Source organism: Paenibacillus sp. J22R232 (genome assembly GCF_056269165.1).
Genome location: NZ_JBWDNK010000003.1, coordinates 506,926 through 526,618, shown reverse-complemented (window position 1 = coordinate 526,618; position 19,693 = coordinate 506,926). Strand labels below are relative to the sequence as shown.

Here is a 19,693-nt window from a genome sequence, read left to right as displayed (position 1 = left end):
CCCAAATATTTCTGTGTCAAAATTTAGACGCAAATAGTCGAGAGAAGTTGCATAATGGCGAATGTCTTGTCCCAAGAAAAAGAAGCTGCCGAGTTGTTGCTCGGACAGCTTCTTCCCTCTAATCGTTTATTCGGCAGCTTTTTGACGTCCTGCTAGTACGAGATTCTGGTAAAGCTTAACGGTTAGCATGTAATAGACGAAATAAATAACGGCAAACAAGACAAGCGGGATCCAAAGCTTATAATACGGCTCCTCAAGGATGAAGGCGAACAGCCTCATGCCGACAAGGACATGCAGCACCCCAGCGATTCCCGGGAAAAGGAAGACCAGGAATAGCTCCTGATAGATCGAGCGAATCAACTTTTCACGCCTCACGCCGATCTTGCTTAGCATATCATAACGTTGAACGTCCTTAGCAGCGCCAGATAGCACCTTGAACATCAGACAGCTTGCCATCATTGCCAAAAAGGCGATGCCGAGAAAAAAGCCCATAAAAAAGGTGCCGCTCGCGTTGCCCATTGCATTCTGATAATATTGAAATTTGCTCCATGGCATGTAACCGTCTTTATGCTTGCTTATGCTCAGCTCATCAAGCGCTGCCCAAGACGCACGATAGGCTAGGAAGTCATTCGTCTTCCCAATGACGATGTATTTCGCCTCAACCGGTAATGCTTCGAAGTGGTCTTCTTCGACAATAAGATAGCCCATTGACTGATCGGGCGCGATTGTCCACAGAAAGGAATCCCATTCCGGGCTGTTAGCCGTTTCGGCACCTGAATCTCCGACAGGAAGCTTTTCCGTTAGACGGATTAACCGCTCCTCGTCCTCTTCCCCTTGCATCGATTGAATGAGCGGCTTTTGCTTCTCAAGATCGCCACGCGAATAATAGAGCTTCCCATTCTCAACCTTGTAGCGATATTGCAGCCGATCCATAAACGGAATTTCTTCAAGCACTTTTTCTTCTTCAGGCAACGGATCATGGACAATAATATCGTATACGCTGTAGCTCTCGCTTTTTATTTTTGCATCGTTTATAAAAGCCATTCCTCCAGCAATTGCGCCCGCTCCAAGGGCAATGAGCATCGCAACCGTCGCCAGCAGCTTCGTCAACCCATTAATACGGAAGCTTAATTGACCGAAGGTAAAGGCTCGTATTCCCCGCAAGCGGTTTCGGTTTTTCAGCTTCGCCACAAACGGCGGCAGCAGCACCATGAACAAAAGGTAGGTACCGATCGGTGTCATAAACGTAGCGGTAAACAATCCAATCTCCCGCAGCTGCTCCATAAAGGTTAAAGCTAGATACCCAAAGCCTAATGCGATCAGTCCTAGAACGCCAAGCACTCTCTTCCACACGCTGCTTTTCCACGGCCGGTCAGCTTGGGAATGACCATGAACGAGCTGCAGCACTTGAAGCCTAGCAAGCTTTAATTGGTTCCAAAGCGCCGACAAGCCGAACAAAATGACAAAGAAAGCAACAGTAAACAAAACAGCGGGCCCATATACGGCTTGGTAGCCAGTCAGGGTTACATCCAGCTGCGCAGCCATCAGCCTTCCGACTAAAGCCGACAGGCCAAAGCCTAAAGCTAGCCCAATACCTAACGAGAGGATCCCGACCGCTATCGTCTCGACGAACATGAGCGACCGTATTTTGCTTTTTCTCGCACCGAGCACCATATACAAGCCATATTCGCGCTGGCGCAGCGAAAGAAGAAATCCGTTCGCATACAAAATATAAAAAAGCGTAATCGCGGACAATAGGAACGAGCCCATGACATAGACGAGCTGGATAGAATCAATGACGGCATTCGCTTCTGTAAATCCGCGATTCCAAGCCATCGTCTGAAACATATAAAATATGGAGATCGACATGACAAGTCCCGCTAACAGGACCAAATAATCTTTGGCTCTGCTTTTCATGCCTGACCATGCTAATTTGAATAACATAAGCCCACCTCAGCGCCTCTCCTGGGCATAGGAAGCCTCGAAGATTGGACTTGCTGCCGACGCAGCCGCTTTGCCATAGTCACCGAGCACATCCAATATTTGCTTATAGAATGCTTCACGGCTGCCGGTGCGGTGCAGCTCCTGAACCAGTTTGCCGTCCTGAATGAACACAATTTTCCCGCAATAGCTGGCGCTAAACGCGTCATGCGTTACCATTAAAATTGAAATACGTTCTTCTTCATTCAAGCGCTTCATCGTCTCGAGCAGGCTGACTGCATTTTTCAGATCGAGGGAGCCTGTCGGTTCGTCGCCGAGCAGCAAAGCAGGCTTATGCACGAGCGCGCGGGCGGCTGCGGTGCGCTGCCTCTGCCCGCCGGAGATCATGGCCGGATATTTATCCGCGATCTGGGATATGCCAAGCTTCACCATGACCTCGTTCACTTTGCTTTTCATCTGGCCGACGGCCATATTTTGAAGCGAAAGAGGCAGCGCAATATTCTCGTATACCGTTAAATTGTCCAGTAAATTAAAATCTTGAAATATAAATCCGAGCTGCTTAGCCCGAAAATCAGATAGCTCCCTCGACTTCATACGGGTAATATCTGTACCGGCGATGCTAATTGTACCTTCCGTTGGATTGTCCAGCGTTGAAATGACATTAAGCAGCGTAGTCTTGCCAGACCCTGAAGCTCCCATAATGCCAATAAATTCGCCTTCCTGCATCGTGAAGGAAATATCATTTAATGCATAGACCTGATTTACAGGACTGCTTCCATATATTTTGGATAATTGTTTAATCGCAATAACGGGCGTACTCGTCATCTCTCCAGCATCTCCTTCTATATAGGCAAGTAGGCTCGCCTTTCTTTCACATTAAGTATAGATAAGACTGCTCAAGCAAACGTAATGTAACACTAAAGAAAACATGAAGATTTCCTTAACATTTGGAACAATGGCGTTAAGAACGCAAAAAACCGACATCGGCGCCAAGCGCTAACATCGGTTTATAAGAAATCATTTAAAACAAGGTTCAGCCTATCCTTGCTGCCATTTCCATGCGGGCAGCCCCGTTGCGCCCGTTATCCTTGGCCGTGTATAATGCTTTGTCGCAAAGCTTGTAAAGCGATTCGAGCTTCGTTTGCTCCGTCGGAATTACGGTAACAACGCCCAGGCTTATAGACAGCCTGCTCGCCATCTCGGGAACAAGCACCTGCATGGTGGACTGCCTTAATGCTTCCACTAGCCGGTCCGCCTCGTGCTCATCCGTCTCTGGCAGCAGAATCGCAAATTCATCACCGCCGTAGCGGCTGAAGCAGTCCTTGCTGCGAAGCAGGGAGCCTACGTGCGCAGACAGCTGCTGCAGCGCTCGGTCGCCGATTACATGACCATAGGTATCATTAATTTTCTTGAAATGGTCAATGTCAAACAGCACGAGAGATAAATGCTCGCCTCTTCTCGCATGCTCGGCAATCAACCCCATGGATAAAGAAATAAACGTCCTTCGGTTGAGAACACCCGTCAAATCGTCATAATTAGCGAGCCTTACCAGCTCTTGATCCGCCTGTTCCTTCAGAAGAAGAACAAAGCCAATGTTGCCGATGAACATCATTAAAAATAACGACAGAAACGTAAAGGTCTGATAGATGCTTGGCGTGAACAACCCGATCATTTCATGCGTACCAAGCGCAACGACCGCTCTTCCTAGCAGCGATACCAATATTGAAACATGCAACAAGCCGATTAGTTTCATTATAAACGATGGATTCTGTGAGCGAATCAATAAATAGGCTGGCACCGCCATAAACATTGCGATTCCAATCGAAGCCACCGCGATTCTAACACTCTCCTGATTGCTAATGAACAAAACGATATGAAAAGCGGCAATGACAAAGATCGTCAGCGTTAGGTGCATCATTCGGATCGAACGGCTGAAGCGCTGCTGAAGCTTTAGCATCGCCGCTGTTTCTAGCGAAAACCCGATAAAGAGCAGCGAGTTTGTCAGTGATATCGTTAACAAATCCGGAATGCCGTTCCGCATGACGATTATAAGCCAAGCTAGGATTTGCGTGCCTTTAGCCATTAGAAACATGCTCAGCATGCGGTCTTTCATATGGGTACGCCAATAGGCGCTGATGAGAATAACCGAAAAAACATGTCCAAGTACAATCAAGACCATAACCGTCTTCATATCCAATAGCATACTCACTCTGGGCACCAACTTATGCAAGGATTTACTGTATGCCTTGATTATACTAGATAGCCATTGTTTTTTCATTTATTTTATTGCATTAATTACTATCTCAACTAGCCCCTGCGCCTAAACCGCGGACACCAATCTCTGGTTAGCCTATGAGCCTGCAGCTGCCCCCGCCATCACCGCATGCTTCTTCCTAAACTCGTTATGAATCATATAATTCATGCATATCTCTCATTTTCCGTTTCATTGCGGCTATAGCCTCTGCAGGTGCGATAACTTTCGCTTTCACCCCTAATGACCAGATAAGCTCGATATAGAATGGCAAATCCTCTACGGCAATTGGTACGGCAGCCGAACCGCTCCCATCTTCATTCCGGCTAATGAAAGCTGCAAAACGCGTATTCGTTTCCAGCTGCCAAACGCCTTGCTGCGTTAGATCCAGCAGCAGCACCGTTTGCTCAAGAAGCTGCTTATCCGGTTTATCCAACAGCGTTAGCCGTTCGATATCCTCACGGCTTGCGATAATCGGGTTCAATTCCACAGCAATCATCCGATCCGCCCTGAATTGCCTAACCTCGTCCCGTAAGAAGCAGTACGCCGGGCAATACCAATAACCAGAACTCGCATACAATCCAATAGGTTGAATATCCCGCACGCTCTCACCGCTGCTGGATCGATATGTCACCGATACGACGCTGCGATTCATAATCGCTTGAAGGAGAGATTGCAATATCACGGGGGACATTTGCCGGTACGGGCTATACAGGGCTACCCTGTTTCTAAGACGGTCGATATGTTCTTTCATGTCCGCGGGCAAGTAATGATAAAACTTATGAAGCGCCGAGCTCGCTCCTTCCCCAAACGGAAGCGAACTGAAATAATCCAAGGACTGTCCGGCAAAAAACATAGCAACGGCCTCGCTTTCCGTGAGGCTGATCGGCGGAAGCAACCGCTCCCGCAGCAGCCTATATCCGCCTCCGCGGCCCTGCACGGAATAGACAGGCACGCCAAGCTCGCTTAGCTCGAGCAAATCCCTCGCAATCGTGCGAGTGGATATGCCGAATTCATCGGCCAGCTCCTGCACCGTGAACGATTTCTTCGCATTAACGATCATCATCAATTGAATAAGCCGCTGCGACTTCTGCAAAGGCAACCCCCACTTTCACTCCTTTTATTTTAGCTTAATTCGCAAACAAGACAATATCTGTCTTATTTAGAAGATAGAATGTAAGTACAGCACCAATCAAACGATATATTAGTGGGGGAATAGACATGCATAAGATACATGCATTGCAGCAAGAAATCGGTTTCGTATTCATCCATGGGGCCGGTTTGAACAGTGGGATTTGGAGTAAAACGGTGGAGAGTCTCGGATATCCTTATCTACTCGTTGATTATCCGAATCGAAGCGGTCGTCATGTTGCTGGGGGCAAGCTAACCTTGGCGGATTATACAGCGTATATGCATAAGCAAATCGAGCAATGGGGCACTCGGCGATTCATTCTCGTTGCCCATTCTTTAGGCGGTGTGCTTGCCCTTCGGTTGGCAGAAGAGTTCAAGGAGCGTATAGCAGGCTTTGTGGCAATTGGCGCGATTATCCCAAGCAAGGGCAGCTCGTTCCTCTCCACTCTACCCTTGCCGAATAGAATCTTGATGTATGCCCTAATGCGGATTATAGGGACCAAACCTCCCCAATCTGTCATGCGCGCCGGATTATGCCATGATCTATCGGAAGAGCAGGCAGCCGGGCTTATAGACGGATATATTCCCGAGTCTCTGCGCGTATATGTAGACCGCTCCGATGCGCTAGTGCCTTCGGTGAAAAAGCTCTATGTAAAGCTAAGCAATGACAAGGAGCTCAGCCTCACCATGCAAAATAAAATGATCGCCAACCTGGACCCACATGACGTGCAAAGCATGGATACCGGTCATCTGCCTATGCTTGGCAATCCCGCGCGGCTTCGCGAGCTGCTGCAAATCTTCATGGCTTTTTCAGCAAAAGCACCTTGAAGCCACGCTGCACGTTTCATCCTTTGGGATGGTTCAGCCCTGATACTCCTTGGTGCTTATGCCATCCCGGTTTTTGAAGAATAAGCTATTTATCGTGCTTTTTCCGGACATGGCTCCTCTTTGATCAACAGCACCGAAATATACTGCAGCACGGCCATTGCGAAGAGCACGACAGGCATCCAGATCGATTCCAAGTCCTTGGCTAGAAAGATAAGCAGCGTAATGGATAACACTCTGCCGACGTTAAGGAAAAGCTCCCGCATGACAACGGACTCTACGCGAAGCTGCCCTTTCAACGGCAGCGTGCCGATTAAACGGTAATAATAAGAAGTGAGCGTGTTGACCGCGAGCGGATTGCAGATGGAAAATAAAATCATAAATATGGCGACTGACCAAAATTCAACCTGGACGAGCAGCAGCGACGAGCCAAACGCCACGCCTGTCGTAGAGAGCAGCACATATTTGCGTACTTGCTCCTTCTGCGCTTTTCTCGATATGACATAACCGGTAGCAACGGTAAGGGAGGAGAAGAATACGCCTAAATACCCGACCCAATCCTCGCGCCCGACCGTTTGGAACAGCATGATATTAGGCAAAAACAGCATAATGCCTTGGAATAGGCCAAGCACGAAAAAGCTGAACAAGGCTTTCATCCATCGCCGGTTCTTGTTCATGACAAGACCCATGAATTTCAAATAATACGCTTTGTGATGGGATTGAATCATCGGAATGCGGAAGCTTACAATCGCTGCAATCAGAAACATAATAAACGCCATGGAAAAGATAATGACGTAACCCTGCAAGCCTTCGCTGCGCTGAATGATGAACCCGGCTAATGCAGGCCCGGCAAGACCGGATGCGTTAAACGCGATCATATTGATCGCAAGAAAACGGATGCGGTTCGCTTCGGTGGAGACATCGTATTGAATGACTAAGTAGCCGGTCCAATACAGCCCCGCGGCAATCCCGTTGAAAATAGCAAACAGTATGTAATATTGCGCGACATGCTCCTGGGCAATGACGACCATCAAATAAAAGACCGCGATCATCACGATGCCGAGCCGGTACGTAACCATTCGGTCACGACGCTTGGCAATCCACCCGCCAAGCGCGAACGCGGGCGGTGTGAGCAAAAATACGATAATGTTGTAAACCCCGTTGATCATCAAATCCTGCGTTAACCGCCATAAATATAAATTCAAAAACAAACCTGACATGGATGCGCCGAACTGAAAGCAGCAATGAATGAGCAGTGCCGTGACGGCATTTTTGCTCAATTTGCTCTCAGGAGAAAGCGGTGCACCTTTAAAAAGGTTTAATCTGGTCCAAAATCCGGCCCCATTCCCCATCTGCTGCATCCTCCGTTGTACATCAACTGGATAACGTTTTCTATTTATTTATTTTATCATATCGATTCCGTATTCCCCTCAGGCAAGAAAGCGCTCTCTCGCTCAAAATAGCCACTAGCCCCCCATATGGCAAGCTGTAGGAAACCTATTCTTTGTTTTAGTTCATTGTTCTCTCGATTAAGGTTGCAGCCTTGACTTGAAATCGCTGGAAGACACGAAACAATCGGAATAGACTGAATACTACGAGGCATGAAAAAAGATATGCTAAATAGAAATCGAATCGAATTGGGAAATTAGGGAATACGTAATGACTCCATAAACAAAGGGCTCAGCAAGAGGAAAACTCCCCTAACTTAAGCCCTTGGTTAACTAGTAAATGTTTCAAATCTAGTATTATATCCGCGAAATAAAAGGTTATTTATCGCTTTTAGCGAATAATATGCGTATAGAACTTTACCTTATTACTAGAAAAAGTGGTGAACAGCTATGAATGCACATGATTATACCGTCATTGACTTTGAAACGAGCGGACTCGATCCGAAGAAGGACCGCGTCATAGAAATGGCTGCCATCCGCTGCGTGAACGGCGAGATCGCCAGCGAATTCAGCACCTTGGTCCGCTATGATGGCAAGCTTTCTGCCAAAATAACGGAGCTTACCGGCATTACCGATGAAATGACCGCTACCGGCATGGATGAGGATACCGCTTTCCGCATCTTAAACCGCATGCTTGGCGATAACGTTATTATTGCGCATAATGCCGCCTTCGACCTTGGCTTCCTGCACCATTCCTTGCAACGCATCGCGGGGAGATCCTTTACGAACAGCTTCATCGATACGCTTACGATCAGCCGTGCGCGGCATGTCTATCCGCATACGCTGAAGGATATGTCGGACCGTTACGGCATACCGCTGATCGGCGGACACCGAGCGCTTAACGACGTAATCGCCTGCTGGGAAATCTTCCGCAAGATGGACGAGGAAATGCCCGCGGCAGATTTTCTCAATACGCTCGGTTATCTCAAAAAGTTCGGTCCCCCTGCATGGAGCCCGCCCGGGGCGATTCTAGAGCCGATTGAGCTGAAGTACGCGCCGCGTTAGACGCGCTCCTTGCCTTTATCCGATTCGCCAGCGTTCTTATTCGCTGCGTCACGGTCCTGCTGCATCTCTTCGACCGTCTTCACCTTCAGGCGCGCTGCACCTGCATAATCACGGGTAGGAAGCAGCGGGCCTTCCGTTTGGCGCTTCTTGGCGGCTGCAATAGATTCCGAATACTGCGGCAGCCACTGCTCCTGCGCCACCAGCATCTCATCGACCATTTGCCAAATTTCATTAGGGTTGCAGACGGCGCCGACAAGCGGATCCATCATGAACGCCTGCCGCAGCAGCTTGTCATCGCCATGAATAGCAGCCTCTACTGCCAGGCGCTGCACGGATATGCTAACATTGCAGACCGCTGCAGCCCCAAGCGGCAGGTCGCCAACCGTTGGCATAGAGATGCCATTGCGGTCTACGTACCCTGGAGCCTCAATGATGGCATCGTTAGGCAGATTCGCGATAACGCCGTTATTCTCTACGTTGAAATGTCCGCGATACACGCGTCCCGTTTCCAATCCCTCGATAATATAGGAGCCATGCTCATGGCTGCGCAGCTCGCTTTTGAATTCGTTCGCCGGATCCTTCATCCAGTTAGGGAAATCCGTCTCGAACCAGTTGCGTCCTTCCGTGCATACGCGCAAATAACCGCCGGTTTCTCCGTTAATCCACGAGCTGAGATCAATCCAGTCGTTAATTTCCTCAGGACGCTTCCGGTACCAAGGCACATATTCGCTTAAGTGTCCATTCGATTCCGTGCTGTAATAGCCGAAGCGGCGCAGCATGTCGATGCGCACTTTCTCCGTACGGCTAAAGTCCGGATGCTTCTCGAAGGCTTCCAGCAGCTTGCCGGTCAGATCCTCGCCGTTATGCTTAATTTGGACATACCACGTCTGATGGTTAATGCCCGCGCAGATGATATCGACTTCCTCCTGTTTAAGGCCGAACGCTTCAGCGATCTGCCAGTGGCCGCCCTGCACCCCATGGCATAAGCCAATCGTACGCACGCCGCCGTATTTATTGCATGCCCATGTCATCATAGCCATCGGGTTGGCATAGTTAAGCAAAAGCACGTCCTCTGCCGCAACCTCGCGAATATCACGGCAAATGTTCATCATCTCTGCGATGCCGCGCTGTCCGTACATAATGCCGCCTGCGCTCAGCGTATCGCCTACGCATTGATCGACGCCGTATTTCAGCGGAATGTCCACGTCTGTTGCAAAAGCTTCAAGGCCTCCGACGCGAATTGTACAAATTACGTACTTCGCATCCTTCAGCGCTTCGCGGCGATCCGTTGTCGATTGAATCTGGATCGATAGCCCGTTCTCATGAATGTCACGCTGGCAAAGCGCGGTAACCATCTCGAGGTTGTGCGCATTAATATCCGTGAACGCAAGCTCGATGTTTTGAAATTCGGGAACAGCAAGCAAATCCCGCATTAAGCCGCGCGTAAATCCGATCGATCCTGCACCAATGAACGTTATTTTAAAAGCAGACATGCGAATCAGCCTCCGATTATCGTTTAATAGAGTCGTTCTATCTCCTCTATATTGTAGCAACGATCTTAAGGAAGCGTTATCAAAATTGTGACTTCATGGTCTATTTCTTGTCAGAAATCGTCACTTTCATCGGCAATTTTTTGTCCGCGATAATCCCATAAGTGCGTATTTAGCGAGTTTCGATAAGCGATAGGCGTGCTGCCGGTAAACTTTTTGAACATCGCATGAAAATATTGCCTGCTTCCTACGCCCACATAATCGCAAATATCAGCGATCGCGATATCCGTCTCGCGCAGCAGCATCATCGCTTTCTCCATTCGAAGCGTTGTCAAATAGCCGGTTAGCGTTTTGCCGAGCTGCGCCCGGAACACCCGGTGCAAATAACCGGGATGCAGGCTGACCGCGGCCGCAATGTCTTTGGCTTGAATATCTCGGTCATAGTTATGGTGCATATACTCAATCGCTTGTTTCACGTAACGGTCGATGGGACTCGCGCCCTCTGAACCCGTTTCGCTCCGAAGCCTGGCAATCGCAAGGATCAGCTGGGCAAACAGCAGCTCCGCTTTCATGTTCAGACTTTTCCCTTTACGGTCAAGCTCCAGCACCAAGCCTTTGAGCACCTGATAAACCTCGCTTGGATCTCGCAAAAACAAATAAGAGGACGGTTCTGTGATCAATTCAGCCACAAATTCATCCTCCACGGCAAGCTGACGCATAGAAGGGAACGCCGCCTGGCGCTCCCTGAAATCAAATTCCACGTTCAGCATTCGGCATGGCCCTCGCTCGTCAACCGTTAGCCGATGCGGCGTATTGGCGTTCAAGATGACGAAGTCGCCTTTTTTTAGCGTCATATCGCGGCCTTCTGCTTCCGCAGTTCCTTCGAACCCAATCGTGCAAGCACCGGAAATAACGTACATGATTTCGATCGAATCATGCGTGTGATAGGCCATCGAGTAATCCGACCATTGCTTGAAATAATAGGCGAACACATGCGGGTGCAAATCACCAATCATCCATTCCTTCTTAAAAAGCGTTCCGCCCATTGCATGCCTCCCCCTGCCCATCAGCTAGGTTGTTACACGGAAGCCAGCTTAGCCATTGCACGCAGCGCCGTGTCAATCTCACGCTCTACCGCCTTCGCAACTTGGTCGGTATGCGGATCGTATTCACCCGCCAAATCAGCATCCGCGTAACCGTCCAGCGCCAGAATAGCACCGGCGCGCGCGCCGCGGAGCGTGGCAATGATATAAAGCGCCGCGATTTCCATCTCAACGGCAATCGCTCCCGACTGCTTATACGCCTTATGGGGAATATCAACGACGCCCGAGAAAAAGACATCTAACGTGACGGTAATGCCCTTCTTCACGATGCCTTCGCTTTCTTGGGCCGCAGCATAAAGCGCCTCTGTAACCTCGCTGTCCGCGATTGCAGGGAAACCGGCCGGCACCAGCTGATGCGTCAAGCCTTCCGCCCGTACGGCGGCCGTGCTTACCACTAGGCTGCCCGCGGGATGGTCAGCAGAATAAGATCCGGCGGTACCTACGCGAATAAGCGTCTTTACGCCGCCGCGAATGAGTTCCTCGAAGCATACGGCCGCACCTGGGGAGCCTACGCCATGGCTGACGACAGCCAGCCGCACGCCTTCGTATTCGCCAACGAACGTCCGGTACTCGCGCGCGAACGCAAGCTCTTTGGCATGGTCAAGCTTCTGAGCGATTAGTTCAGCCCGGCGCGGATCTCCGCACACGATGGCGTATTCCGGCAAATCTTCTGGGTGAACCTGTAGTATTGGCAGCATTTTATTAATCAAACTCCTTCTTCAACCATTCGTCCTCGGGCATTTCGTTTTCTTCGCTGCTGAAGCGCTGTTCTTGGAAAGGATCCGCATAGTTATGGAAGCCGTTTCGCTCCCAGAACCCTTCGCGATCCTCCTTCATGAATTCGATGCCCGTGATCCACTTCGCGCTTTTCCAGAAATACAAATGAGGAACGAGCAGGCGCATCGGCCAGCCATGCTTATCCGTAAGCGGCTCTCCATCGAAGCGGTGCGCGAGCAGCACGTTCTCTTCCAGCAAATCCGCAAGCGGCACGTTCGTATCGTAATCCTCGTCCGCGTGAATCATCGCATATTTTGCGTCTGGCTTGACTTTAAGCAGCTGCATCAAATCCTTGAATTTAATGCCTTCCCATTCCGTGTCAAGCTTCGACCATCTCGTCACGCAGTGAATATCGCAAACCGCCTTCGTTTGCGGAAGCGCAAGCAGCTCCTCGAAGCTGAACGTACGCTCCTCCTCCACCTCGCCAAATACGCGAAGCGACCAGCTGTTTATATCGTATACGGGCACTTCTCCCTCATGCAGGATCGGGAACCGTTCCGTTACCGTTTGGCCGGGCGGGACACGATGCGCAACCTCGGGCGAAACCGCCGCTTGCTTGATGCTTGTTATTTTTTTTAATCGCTCTGCTTTTTTGTGCATTGTCTTCCTCCCTATCTGCTACCTGGAGCTTTCGTTTGATTTGCGTGCTTCCTGAATATAACCTTTGTCTTTGAAAAACAACATAGCGATTATCGTCACGATATACGGCAGCATCATCGTGAAATGCGTTGGCAGCGCAAAGCCTTGCAGCCGGATGCTTAGCGCATCCATAAAGCCAAAGAGCATGCTTGAAGCCATGACCCCGATCGGATTGGATTGTCCGAGCATGGTGGCAACTAGCGCGATAAAGCCCCTGCCAGACGTCATGCCCTCGGTAAACATCGTTACATTGCCTAGGGACAGCTGCGCGCCCGCGAGTCCGCACAACATGCCGCATATGAGCACAGCGCCGTATTGAATTCTCGATACTTTAATGCCAAGGCTCCTTGCCGCGGTCGGATTTTCTCCCGAAGCGAGCAGCCGGAAGCCTGTTACGGTCTTGAACAAGAAATATTGCAAGCCGATAACGAGCAGAATCGATAGATAAACGAGCGGCGAATGCCCCGACAGCACATCCCCAAGCCAAGGTATGTCTTTCAGGATCGGAATATCCCACTTCGGCAAACCAACCATATCCTTATTGTAGTATGCGCCTTTCACATCAAAGATTGCGCGCAAGGAGAAGGTCGTGAGGCCAAGTGCCAAGAAATTAAGCGCGATCCCGACTACGATAACGTTGGCTTTGAGATGGATGCTCATATACCCGAAGATGATGGAGAATAAAAGCGAGCAAAAAACGGCAAACAACACCGCAGCAAAAACATTGCCTGTAAAGTGGTTGCCTACGATGGCAGAGAAAGCGCCGATAAGGATTAAACCTTCAAGGCCAACGTTAAACAGGCCGACTCGCGCGCATATGGCACCGCCCAGCGCGGCAAGCAGAATCGGCGTTACCATCCGAAGCGTCGAGGCAAATAAAGAGGCATCGAGTAAAAAGTCCATCTTATGACCTCGCCTTCTTGCGTTTAATAAACGAATACGTAAATTTAGCAGATACGAATAAGATAAGCACCGCCTGGATAATGCTCGATACTTCGAGCGGTACCTCCGTGTTGCGCTCCATCCCCATGCCGCCGGTCTGCAAAGCAGCCAGCAGTATCGCAGCAACTGCTGTTCCGAGCGGATGCGATCCCGCTAGCAGCGTCGCCATAATTCCTGACCAAGCATAGCCTGGCGAGGTTAAGGCACCATCCAAATAGCGATACTGGGTGCCGAGCACCTCAACGGAGCCGGCAAGGCCTGCGAACCCCCCGCTTACGAACATGCTGATCAGCATCATCTTGCCCCGCTGCACGCCGCCGTAGCTTGCGAACAACGGATTTCCGCCCAGCATCCGAATCTCGTAGCCCTTCACCGTATAGCGCATGAATAGGAACAGTAGAATCGCTCCGACTACCGCCAGTATGAAACCGGCATGTAAGCTCATTCCCTTGAACAGCTTAGGCAGCCACACGCTTTGATCAAGCATGACCGTCTGCGCCATCGCGGCTGAGCCTGTGCGGTCTTTGAGCGGATAAGAAACCATGTATCCGGCGAACAACGTGGCAATATAATTAAGCAGAAGCGTCGTAATCAATAAATTCATTCGAAATCTGGCATCCAGCCATCCCGCAAAAGCTGACCAAACGCCGCCGGCGATAATACCGGCAATAATAGCAGCAATGAGCTTGACCATGCCTGAACCGGGCAAGTAGATTGCCGTTACAGCGGCGCTTAGCGCGCCAAGCACCATCTGTCCCTCTGAGCCCATATTGAAAAACCCAGCCCGAAACGCAAGCGCAACCCCAAGGCCAATCAGTATGATAGGTGTCGCCCGGCTTAACGTATTCGTCAAAAAGTAAAAGCTGCCGAACGCGCCTTTCCACATTTCAGCATAGGTCTCTATGACGGAGCCGCCAACGATGACGATGGCAATCGCACCCGCAGCCAGACCGACTATGATTGCGAGCAGCGGCTGCAGCAGCGACCGTCCGAATTGTACCAGCTTATCCAACTGCTTTTCCTCCTGCCATTAACAAACTGATCTGTTCCTCCGTGGCCGATTCCGCATCAAGCTCGCCGACGATTTGTCCTTCATACATGACCAAAATGCGATCAGAGAGCTTCAAAATCTCGGTCAGCTCAGATGAAATGAGCAGAATCGCTCCTTTATCGTCTCTTTTCTTGAGCAGCTCGCCGTGAATGATTTCCATGGCACCGACGTCCACTCCCCGGGTAGGCTCTGCAGCGATTAGAAAAGGCGTATGCTGGGCAAGCTCCCTTGCGACAATAAGCTTTTGCAAATTCCCTCCGGAGAGGTACTGGGCCTTGGTCGATAACGAGCCAGTCTTAATTCCGAATCGCGACACCCATTCGCTAACCATCCCGCGAATGCCTGAGCCATTTAGGATGCCTAGCTTTTGATGCCTGCCCGTATGGCCCATTAAGCCGTTTTCCGTTACGGTTGCATCCTTCGCGACGCCCCATTGGTAACGGTCCTCCGGAATATGGGCAAGTCCTCGCTCGCGAATAGCACCGACAGGGGCGCCAGTCACATCCTGCCCAAGCAGCTTGATGAGGCCTTGATCTGATTTCATAAGGCCGGAAATCGCTTGAATGAGCTCAGATTGCCCATTGCCGGAAATACCTGCGATACCCACGATTTCGCCTTCATCGACATGAAGACTGACATCCGATAAAAGCGGCTTCGTTTTGGCTCCCTTTATCGACAGGCCGGCAACCTCCAGCACCTTCTTGCCCCTGGACGCTTCATTCCGCGATATATGTATCAAATCCCGGCCAACCATTAGCCGCGAGAGTTCTTCCGCATTCGTGTCCCTTGCATCCACGGTTCCCGTAACCTTGCCATCGCGAAGGACGGTAACCCTGTCCGCAACCTCCATAATTTCCTGCAGCTTGTGGCTAATCAGCACGAAGCTTTTGCCTTGCGCAGCTAAACCTTTGATTGCGACAAGCAGCTCCTTCACCTCAAGCGGGGTAAGCACTCCCGTCGGCTCATCCAGAATAATAACCTCGGCTCCCTGGTACAGCACCTTTAAGATTTCAACGCGCTGCTGCATGCCAAGCGAACAGTCAGCTACCTTCTTCCATGGATCGACGGGCATTCCGTAAAGCTTGCCTATCCGCTCTGTTTCAGCGGCTGCCGCTTTACGGTCAAACCCGATTCCTTTGGACGGCTCCCGTCCGATAACGATATTTTCTGCAATCGTAAACGTTGGAAATAGCATGAAATGCTGGTGGACCATGCCGATTCTATGCTTGATCGCGTCAGCAGGACTTGCGAACGAAACCGCCTTCCCGTCAAGAAGGATCCCGCCGCTTGTCGGGCTTTCCATTCCGTATAAAATGCGCATCAGTGTTGTCTTGCCGGCACCGTTCTCCCCGACCAAGGCATGAATTTCTCCGCGTTTGAGCGAGAACTGCACCTGGCTGTTTGCGGTTACGCTGCCATACGATTTCGTAATGCTGTCCATTTGCAGCAACATACTCATGATCCTCCCCTTTCCTGCCATAGGCGTTTAAACAAAAAAACCGCTTCCTCCATACCGGAGGAAGCTTCCAAGCAACGAGCAAACCGGCTGCATGGGTAGCAGCCGGCCAGTAATTCTATTGAGCGAGCGGGTTAACTACTACGATTTTACCAGATTTAATATCTTCTGCAATCGTCTTAACTTTATCAACGTTTTCTTGGCCGATGAACGGGCTAAGCGCAGAAGTGCTGTCTCTTGTTACGAAAGTAAGGCCTACGCCGTCTTCTTTCAATCCATAGTCGGCTACGCCGAAAGCGAAAGTGCCGTCTACAAAGCTTTTAACCGTTTCGTATGCTACCGCATCCGTTCCTTTCAGTTGCGAGAGAACGATATGCTCTGGATCTTCTTCTGTACGGTCTGTATCTTGTCCGGAAGTGAAGAAGCCTTTTTCTTTCGCTGCTTCGAATACGCCGTTATCGCCTACTGCAGCCATGCCTGCGATGAAGTCAGCGCCCTTGGATTGCTGTAGCAAGGCAAGTTCTTTTCCTTTAACCGGGTCCGTGAAACTGCCTACGTAGTTGATCAGGAATTGTGCGTCTGGATTTGTGCTCTTCAAGCCTTGCTCGAAGCCAGAAGTATATTTGCTAAGCAGCGGCGCGTCCATTGCGACTACGGCGCCTACGATATTTGTTTTAGTAGCAAGGCCAGCTAGTGCGCCCATTAGATATGATGCTTCATGCTCGCGGAAGTTAACGCTGCGAACGTTCGGAAGATCTACGACGGTATCGATAACCGCGAACGACTTGTCCGGATTCTCGGCAGCAACTTTCTTCAAAGCATCCTCGGCTTGGAAAGTAGCCGTAATAATCAAGTCATAATCCTCTGCAACCGTTGCACGCAGGTTTTGTTCGAAACCGGCAGGGTCAGTCGATTCGATCGTTTTTACTTCGGCTCCGAATTCCTCGCCCGCTTTTTTGAAGCCTTCATCCATTAATACAAAAAATTTGTTTACGCCGATTTTTTCAGGCAGCACAAGCGCGATTTTTTTCTTGTCCGCTTTATCGCCAGCCGTGTTATTCGTCGCTGCGCTGTTATTCGCTGCGTTTCCTGCATCATTTTTGTTAGATCCGCAAGCCGCGACAATCGCAACCATTAGAAACAACGATAGTGCTACTGCAAATGCCTTCTTCATCGTAATCTCCCCTAAACCATTAGATGTATTAATTCCTCTTAATCCTAGTTGTTTTATCGGAATTTGTCAACCTATTTCGTTTCGACAAATTTCTAGTTTATTCTACACTAATTTTCATCCCAATAATAATGAAATATGAAAATAGTCACGAATTTGTAACATCCGATTCCATATTTCTGCTCATCGTTTCAAAAAGCTGGACACCTTGCTCCATATCCGCTTCCGACATGCCATCAAAAAGCTTATGCATGATCTTTGAACGGAGCGTCTCGATAAGCTTGACGATGGTAGAGCCTTCCTCTGTTATTTCAAGCATAACCACTCGGCGATCCTTCTCGCCGCGTTCCCGTTTCACGTAACCGAGCTCGATCAGCCTGTCCGCAATGCCTGTTACGCCCCCGCTCGTAATTAAAAGCTGCTCAGCCAAAGCGGAAGCCTTCTGCGGGCCCGATTGCGCCAATATCGTGAGCATTCTGCCATGGGTCATCCCGAGACCGTGAACGTTATAGGTATTCCATTCCGTATTAATCTGCCTGCGTACTTGACGAAAGGATTCATCCAACTTCCTCATCAGTTCAAGCCGTTCCGCACTTGAAGCTTCCAATCGATCACCAGCCTATTCTTTCATACTTTGTTTCGAATATACTCAACTCCCTATAGTATAACGTTCCTCAACGCGATTAAGTAACTTCTTTTCTCAAAAATGCATGAAAAGAAGCCCCATTATACGAGCATAGCCACGTAAAGAAGGGGCATTCGGCTAACAGCGGCTAAATCGCCCAAAAAGGCCAATCCGTAAAATCCGGATTGGCCTTCCATTTAAAGAAAGTTCGCTTGCTCTAGGAACCTTGCAGAAATCGCAGCGGCTGCTTCCCTAGCAAGCTGGCCCTGATAGCCTCCCATAGCTCCCTCATAAGCTGCTGAAGCGGCCAAGCAGCCGTAGACATGGCAGACACCGCTATCCCGAAGCGATGCGTCAGAGAGGCTCCTGATACGAGGCTATGTCCCTCGGGACAAACAAAGCTATCCAGCCTTTGCTGCAGCAGTTCTAGATGCGAACCGTCCAAACGATCGGAGAATACGTAAAAGGTGGCTGAATGCGTAAGCTCTTCCCAGCACCCCGCTGCCGCTAAAGTATGTCTCTCAGGCTCGATCTGCTGACGCTGGAAAAAAACAAGCTCCTCGCCGTAGTAAACGGAAACGGTATTTCGATAGGATCGGTAGTCAAAACGTTCGCCACGCAAGGATCGTCCTGGACAAAGCACCTCTGCTTGCAGCCAGACGGAGCCCTGGCTCAGGTTAGCGCGTGTGTCATTCCGGAATGCAGCATCCTTATACAGCATGACCGGTTCCGGCATATGCTCCACAATGGCATTCTCCCCCAGCTCAAATGTCTGCTGCATAGAGGAATCCTCCGATGCTTTGCTCGGATGCACTTTGGTGTAGGATTGGTTGGTAATCATTACATGGGATGATTCGCCGCAAGTCCAATGCAGATCGTAGCGGTCTCCGCTCAGGAGTCCTGGCGATACGTCCATGACGATGATGCCCAGCTGCCCCTCCAGAGGAAATGCTTTTGCGATTTTGATGGGAGCGGTATGAAATTTAGTCTCGACAACCGTGCGGCCTAGGCGATTAGCGAAGGCGGCACGAAGCACTGACGTTCTGTTTGCGGCATCCCCGTCAATAGCTATTGCCCGCGGCTGTTGATCGGTAAGCTCCATCTAGGTTGCGGTATGGCGCTGCTCGGCGGGTATCGCCGTCAGTTGAATGACATGGGAATGCTCCGTCCCACGGGCATGTGCGACCTCATGCGTCAGCCAGCTTACGATCTCGTCCACGCCGTCACCGCCGAACAGGTTCGAGAATACGAAGGGACGCTCTCCGCGCATTTTCAGCGTATCCGCCTCCATGACTGCAAGGCTCGCTCCAACGTAAGGCGCCAAATCGATCTTGTTGATCACGAGCAAATCGGAGCGCATAATGCCAGGCCCGCCTTTACGCGGAATTTTCTCTCCCTGCGCCACATCGATAATGTAAATAAAACGATCGACGAGCTCGGGGCTGAATGCTGCCGCCAAGTTATCGCCGCCGCTCTCGATAAATATAAGATCCAGATGGTCGAAGCGCCGCTCAAGCTCCTCAATCGCTTCGAAATTCATCGAAGCGTCCTCGCGGATCGCCGTGTGCGGGCAGCCGCCCGTTTCTACGCCAATAATGCGTTCCTCGGGCAGCACGCCTGTATTAAACAATATTTTCGCATCTTCCTTCGTATAGATATCATTCGTAATAACGGCAACGCTATATTTGGTATGCAGCTCGCGCGTCAGCCTTTCCACGAGCGCGGTCTTGCCGGACCCGACCGGGCCGCCGATGCCGATACGAATTGGCCTTGATGCGTCGATGGCCGGGCTTTCCCATTCCTGATGCGTATGTCCTTGTCCTTGGCACATAAATTCA

At 50.3% G+C, this 19,693-nt stretch carries 18 protein-coding genes; 2 read left to right on the top strand and 16 right to left on the bottom strand.

The genetic code is table 11. The features are described 5' to 3' along the window. Positions 1–126: 126 nt before the first annotated feature. The 4 genes from AC0YN3_RS13345 to AC0YN3_RS13330 form a co-directional block, all read right to left on the bottom strand. Positions 127–1,944, bottom strand: coding sequence for an FtsX-like permease family protein (locus AC0YN3_RS13345; RefSeq protein ID WP_475775512.1), 1,818 nt, complete (start codon positions 1,942–1,944; stop codon positions 127–129). 9 nt (positions 1,945–1,953) lie between these two features. Then, positions 1,954–2,766 (bottom strand): ABC transporter ATP-binding protein, encoded by an 813-nt coding sequence (locus AC0YN3_RS13340; RefSeq protein ID WP_475775511.1) that lies wholly within the window; start codon positions 2,764–2,766, stop codon positions 1,954–1,956. A 208-nt stretch (positions 2,767–2,974) separates the two neighbouring features. Continuing rightward, the gene (locus AC0YN3_RS13335) at positions 2,975–4,144 is read right to left on the bottom strand and encodes a GGDEF domain-containing protein (protein WP_475775640.1); all 1,170 of its coding nucleotides are present in this window, start codon (positions 4,142–4,144) and stop codon (positions 2,975–2,977) included. 199 nt (positions 4,145–4,343) lie between these two features. Continuing rightward, positions 4,344–5,294 carry a helix-turn-helix transcriptional regulator gene (locus AC0YN3_RS13330; RefSeq protein ID WP_475775510.1) on the bottom strand — a complete coding sequence of 317 codons (951 nt, stop codon included), beginning with the start codon at positions 5,292–5,294 and terminating at the stop codon, positions 4,344–4,346. 119 nt (positions 5,295–5,413) lie between these two features. Here AC0YN3_RS13330 and AC0YN3_RS13325 point away from each other — a divergent pair, with 119 nt between their 5' ends. Beyond that, complete coding sequence (locus AC0YN3_RS13325; protein ID WP_475775509.1) at positions 5,414–6,151, top strand: alpha/beta fold hydrolase; 738 nt, start codon at positions 5,414–5,416, stop codon at positions 6,149–6,151. A gap of 89 nt (positions 6,152–6,240) precedes the next feature. On the opposite strand, the gene AC0YN3_RS13320 is transcribed toward AC0YN3_RS13325, so the two are convergent. Then, positions 6,241–7,500 carry an MFS transporter gene (locus AC0YN3_RS13320; RefSeq protein ID WP_475775508.1) on the bottom strand — a complete coding sequence of 420 codons (1,260 nt, stop codon included), beginning with the start codon at positions 7,498–7,500 and terminating at the stop codon, positions 6,241–6,243. 486 nt (positions 7,501–7,986) lie between these two features. On the opposite strand from AC0YN3_RS13320, the gene AC0YN3_RS13315 reads away from it, so the two are divergent. Beyond that, positions 7,987–8,601 (top strand): 3'-5' exonuclease, encoded by a 615-nt coding sequence (locus AC0YN3_RS13315; RefSeq protein WP_183557895.1) that lies wholly within the window; start codon positions 7,987–7,989, stop codon positions 8,599–8,601. Here AC0YN3_RS13315 and melA read toward each other — a convergent pair. From melA to ureG, 11 genes are all read right to left on the bottom strand, one after another. Beyond that, a complete protein-coding gene (melA, locus tag AC0YN3_RS13310; protein WP_475775507.1) occupies positions 8,598–10,094 on the bottom strand; it encodes an alpha-galactosidase in 1,497 nt (498 codons plus the stop codon). The two genes, AC0YN3_RS13315 and melA, sit on opposite strands and share 4 nt — an antisense overlap. 110 nt (positions 10,095–10,204) lie before the next feature. Beyond that, complete coding sequence (locus AC0YN3_RS13305) at positions 10,205–11,137, bottom strand: AraC family transcriptional regulator (protein ID WP_475775506.1); 933 nt, start codon at positions 11,135–11,137, stop codon at positions 10,205–10,207. 32 nt (positions 11,138–11,169) lie between these two features. Continuing rightward, positions 11,170–11,892 (bottom strand): nucleoside phosphorylase, encoded by a 723-nt coding sequence (locus tag AC0YN3_RS13300; protein WP_475775505.1) that lies wholly within the window; start codon positions 11,890–11,892, stop codon positions 11,170–11,172. A gap of 4 nt (positions 11,893–11,896) precedes the next feature. After that, on the bottom strand, positions 11,897–12,571 hold the full coding sequence (locus AC0YN3_RS13295; RefSeq protein WP_475775504.1) for a sulfite oxidase-like oxidoreductase: 675 nt from the start codon (positions 12,569–12,571) through the stop codon (positions 11,897–11,899). Between the two features lie 18 nt (positions 12,572–12,589). Beyond that, the gene (locus AC0YN3_RS13290; RefSeq protein ID WP_475775503.1) at positions 12,590–13,513 is read right to left on the bottom strand and encodes an ABC transporter permease; all 924 of its coding nucleotides are present in this window, start codon (positions 13,511–13,513) and stop codon (positions 12,590–12,592) included. A 1-nt stretch (position 13,514) separates the two neighbouring features. Continuing rightward, positions 13,515–14,564: an ABC transporter permease gene (locus AC0YN3_RS13285; protein ID WP_475775502.1), complete on the bottom strand. Its 1,050-nt coding sequence runs from the start codon at positions 14,562–14,564 to the stop codon at positions 13,515–13,517. Next, positions 14,557–16,056, bottom strand: coding sequence for an ABC transporter ATP-binding protein (locus AC0YN3_RS13280; RefSeq protein WP_475775501.1), 1,500 nt, complete (start codon positions 16,054–16,056; stop codon positions 14,557–14,559). The genes AC0YN3_RS13285 and AC0YN3_RS13280 overlap by 8 nt, the downstream gene beginning before the upstream one ends. Positions 16,057–16,177: 121 nt before the next feature. After that, on the bottom strand, positions 16,178–17,233 hold the full coding sequence (locus AC0YN3_RS13275) for a BMP family lipoprotein (RefSeq protein ID WP_475775500.1): 1,056 nt from the start codon (positions 17,231–17,233) through the stop codon (positions 16,178–16,180). A gap of 145 nt (positions 17,234–17,378) precedes the next feature. Then, positions 17,379–17,837, bottom strand: coding sequence for a MarR family winged helix-turn-helix transcriptional regulator (locus AC0YN3_RS13270; RefSeq protein WP_475775499.1), 459 nt, complete (start codon positions 17,835–17,837; stop codon positions 17,379–17,381). Positions 17,838–18,072: 235 nt separating this feature from the next. Continuing rightward, on the bottom strand, positions 18,073–18,957 hold the full coding sequence (locus tag AC0YN3_RS13265) for an urease accessory protein UreD (RefSeq protein ID WP_475775498.1): 885 nt from the start codon (positions 18,955–18,957) through the stop codon (positions 18,073–18,075). Continuing rightward, positions 18,958–19,686, bottom strand: a complete 729-nt coding sequence (gene ureG, locus AC0YN3_RS13260) for an urease accessory protein UreG (protein WP_475775497.1) — start codon at positions 19,684–19,686, stop codon at positions 18,958–18,960. Positions 19,687–19,693: the final 7 nt, after the last annotated feature.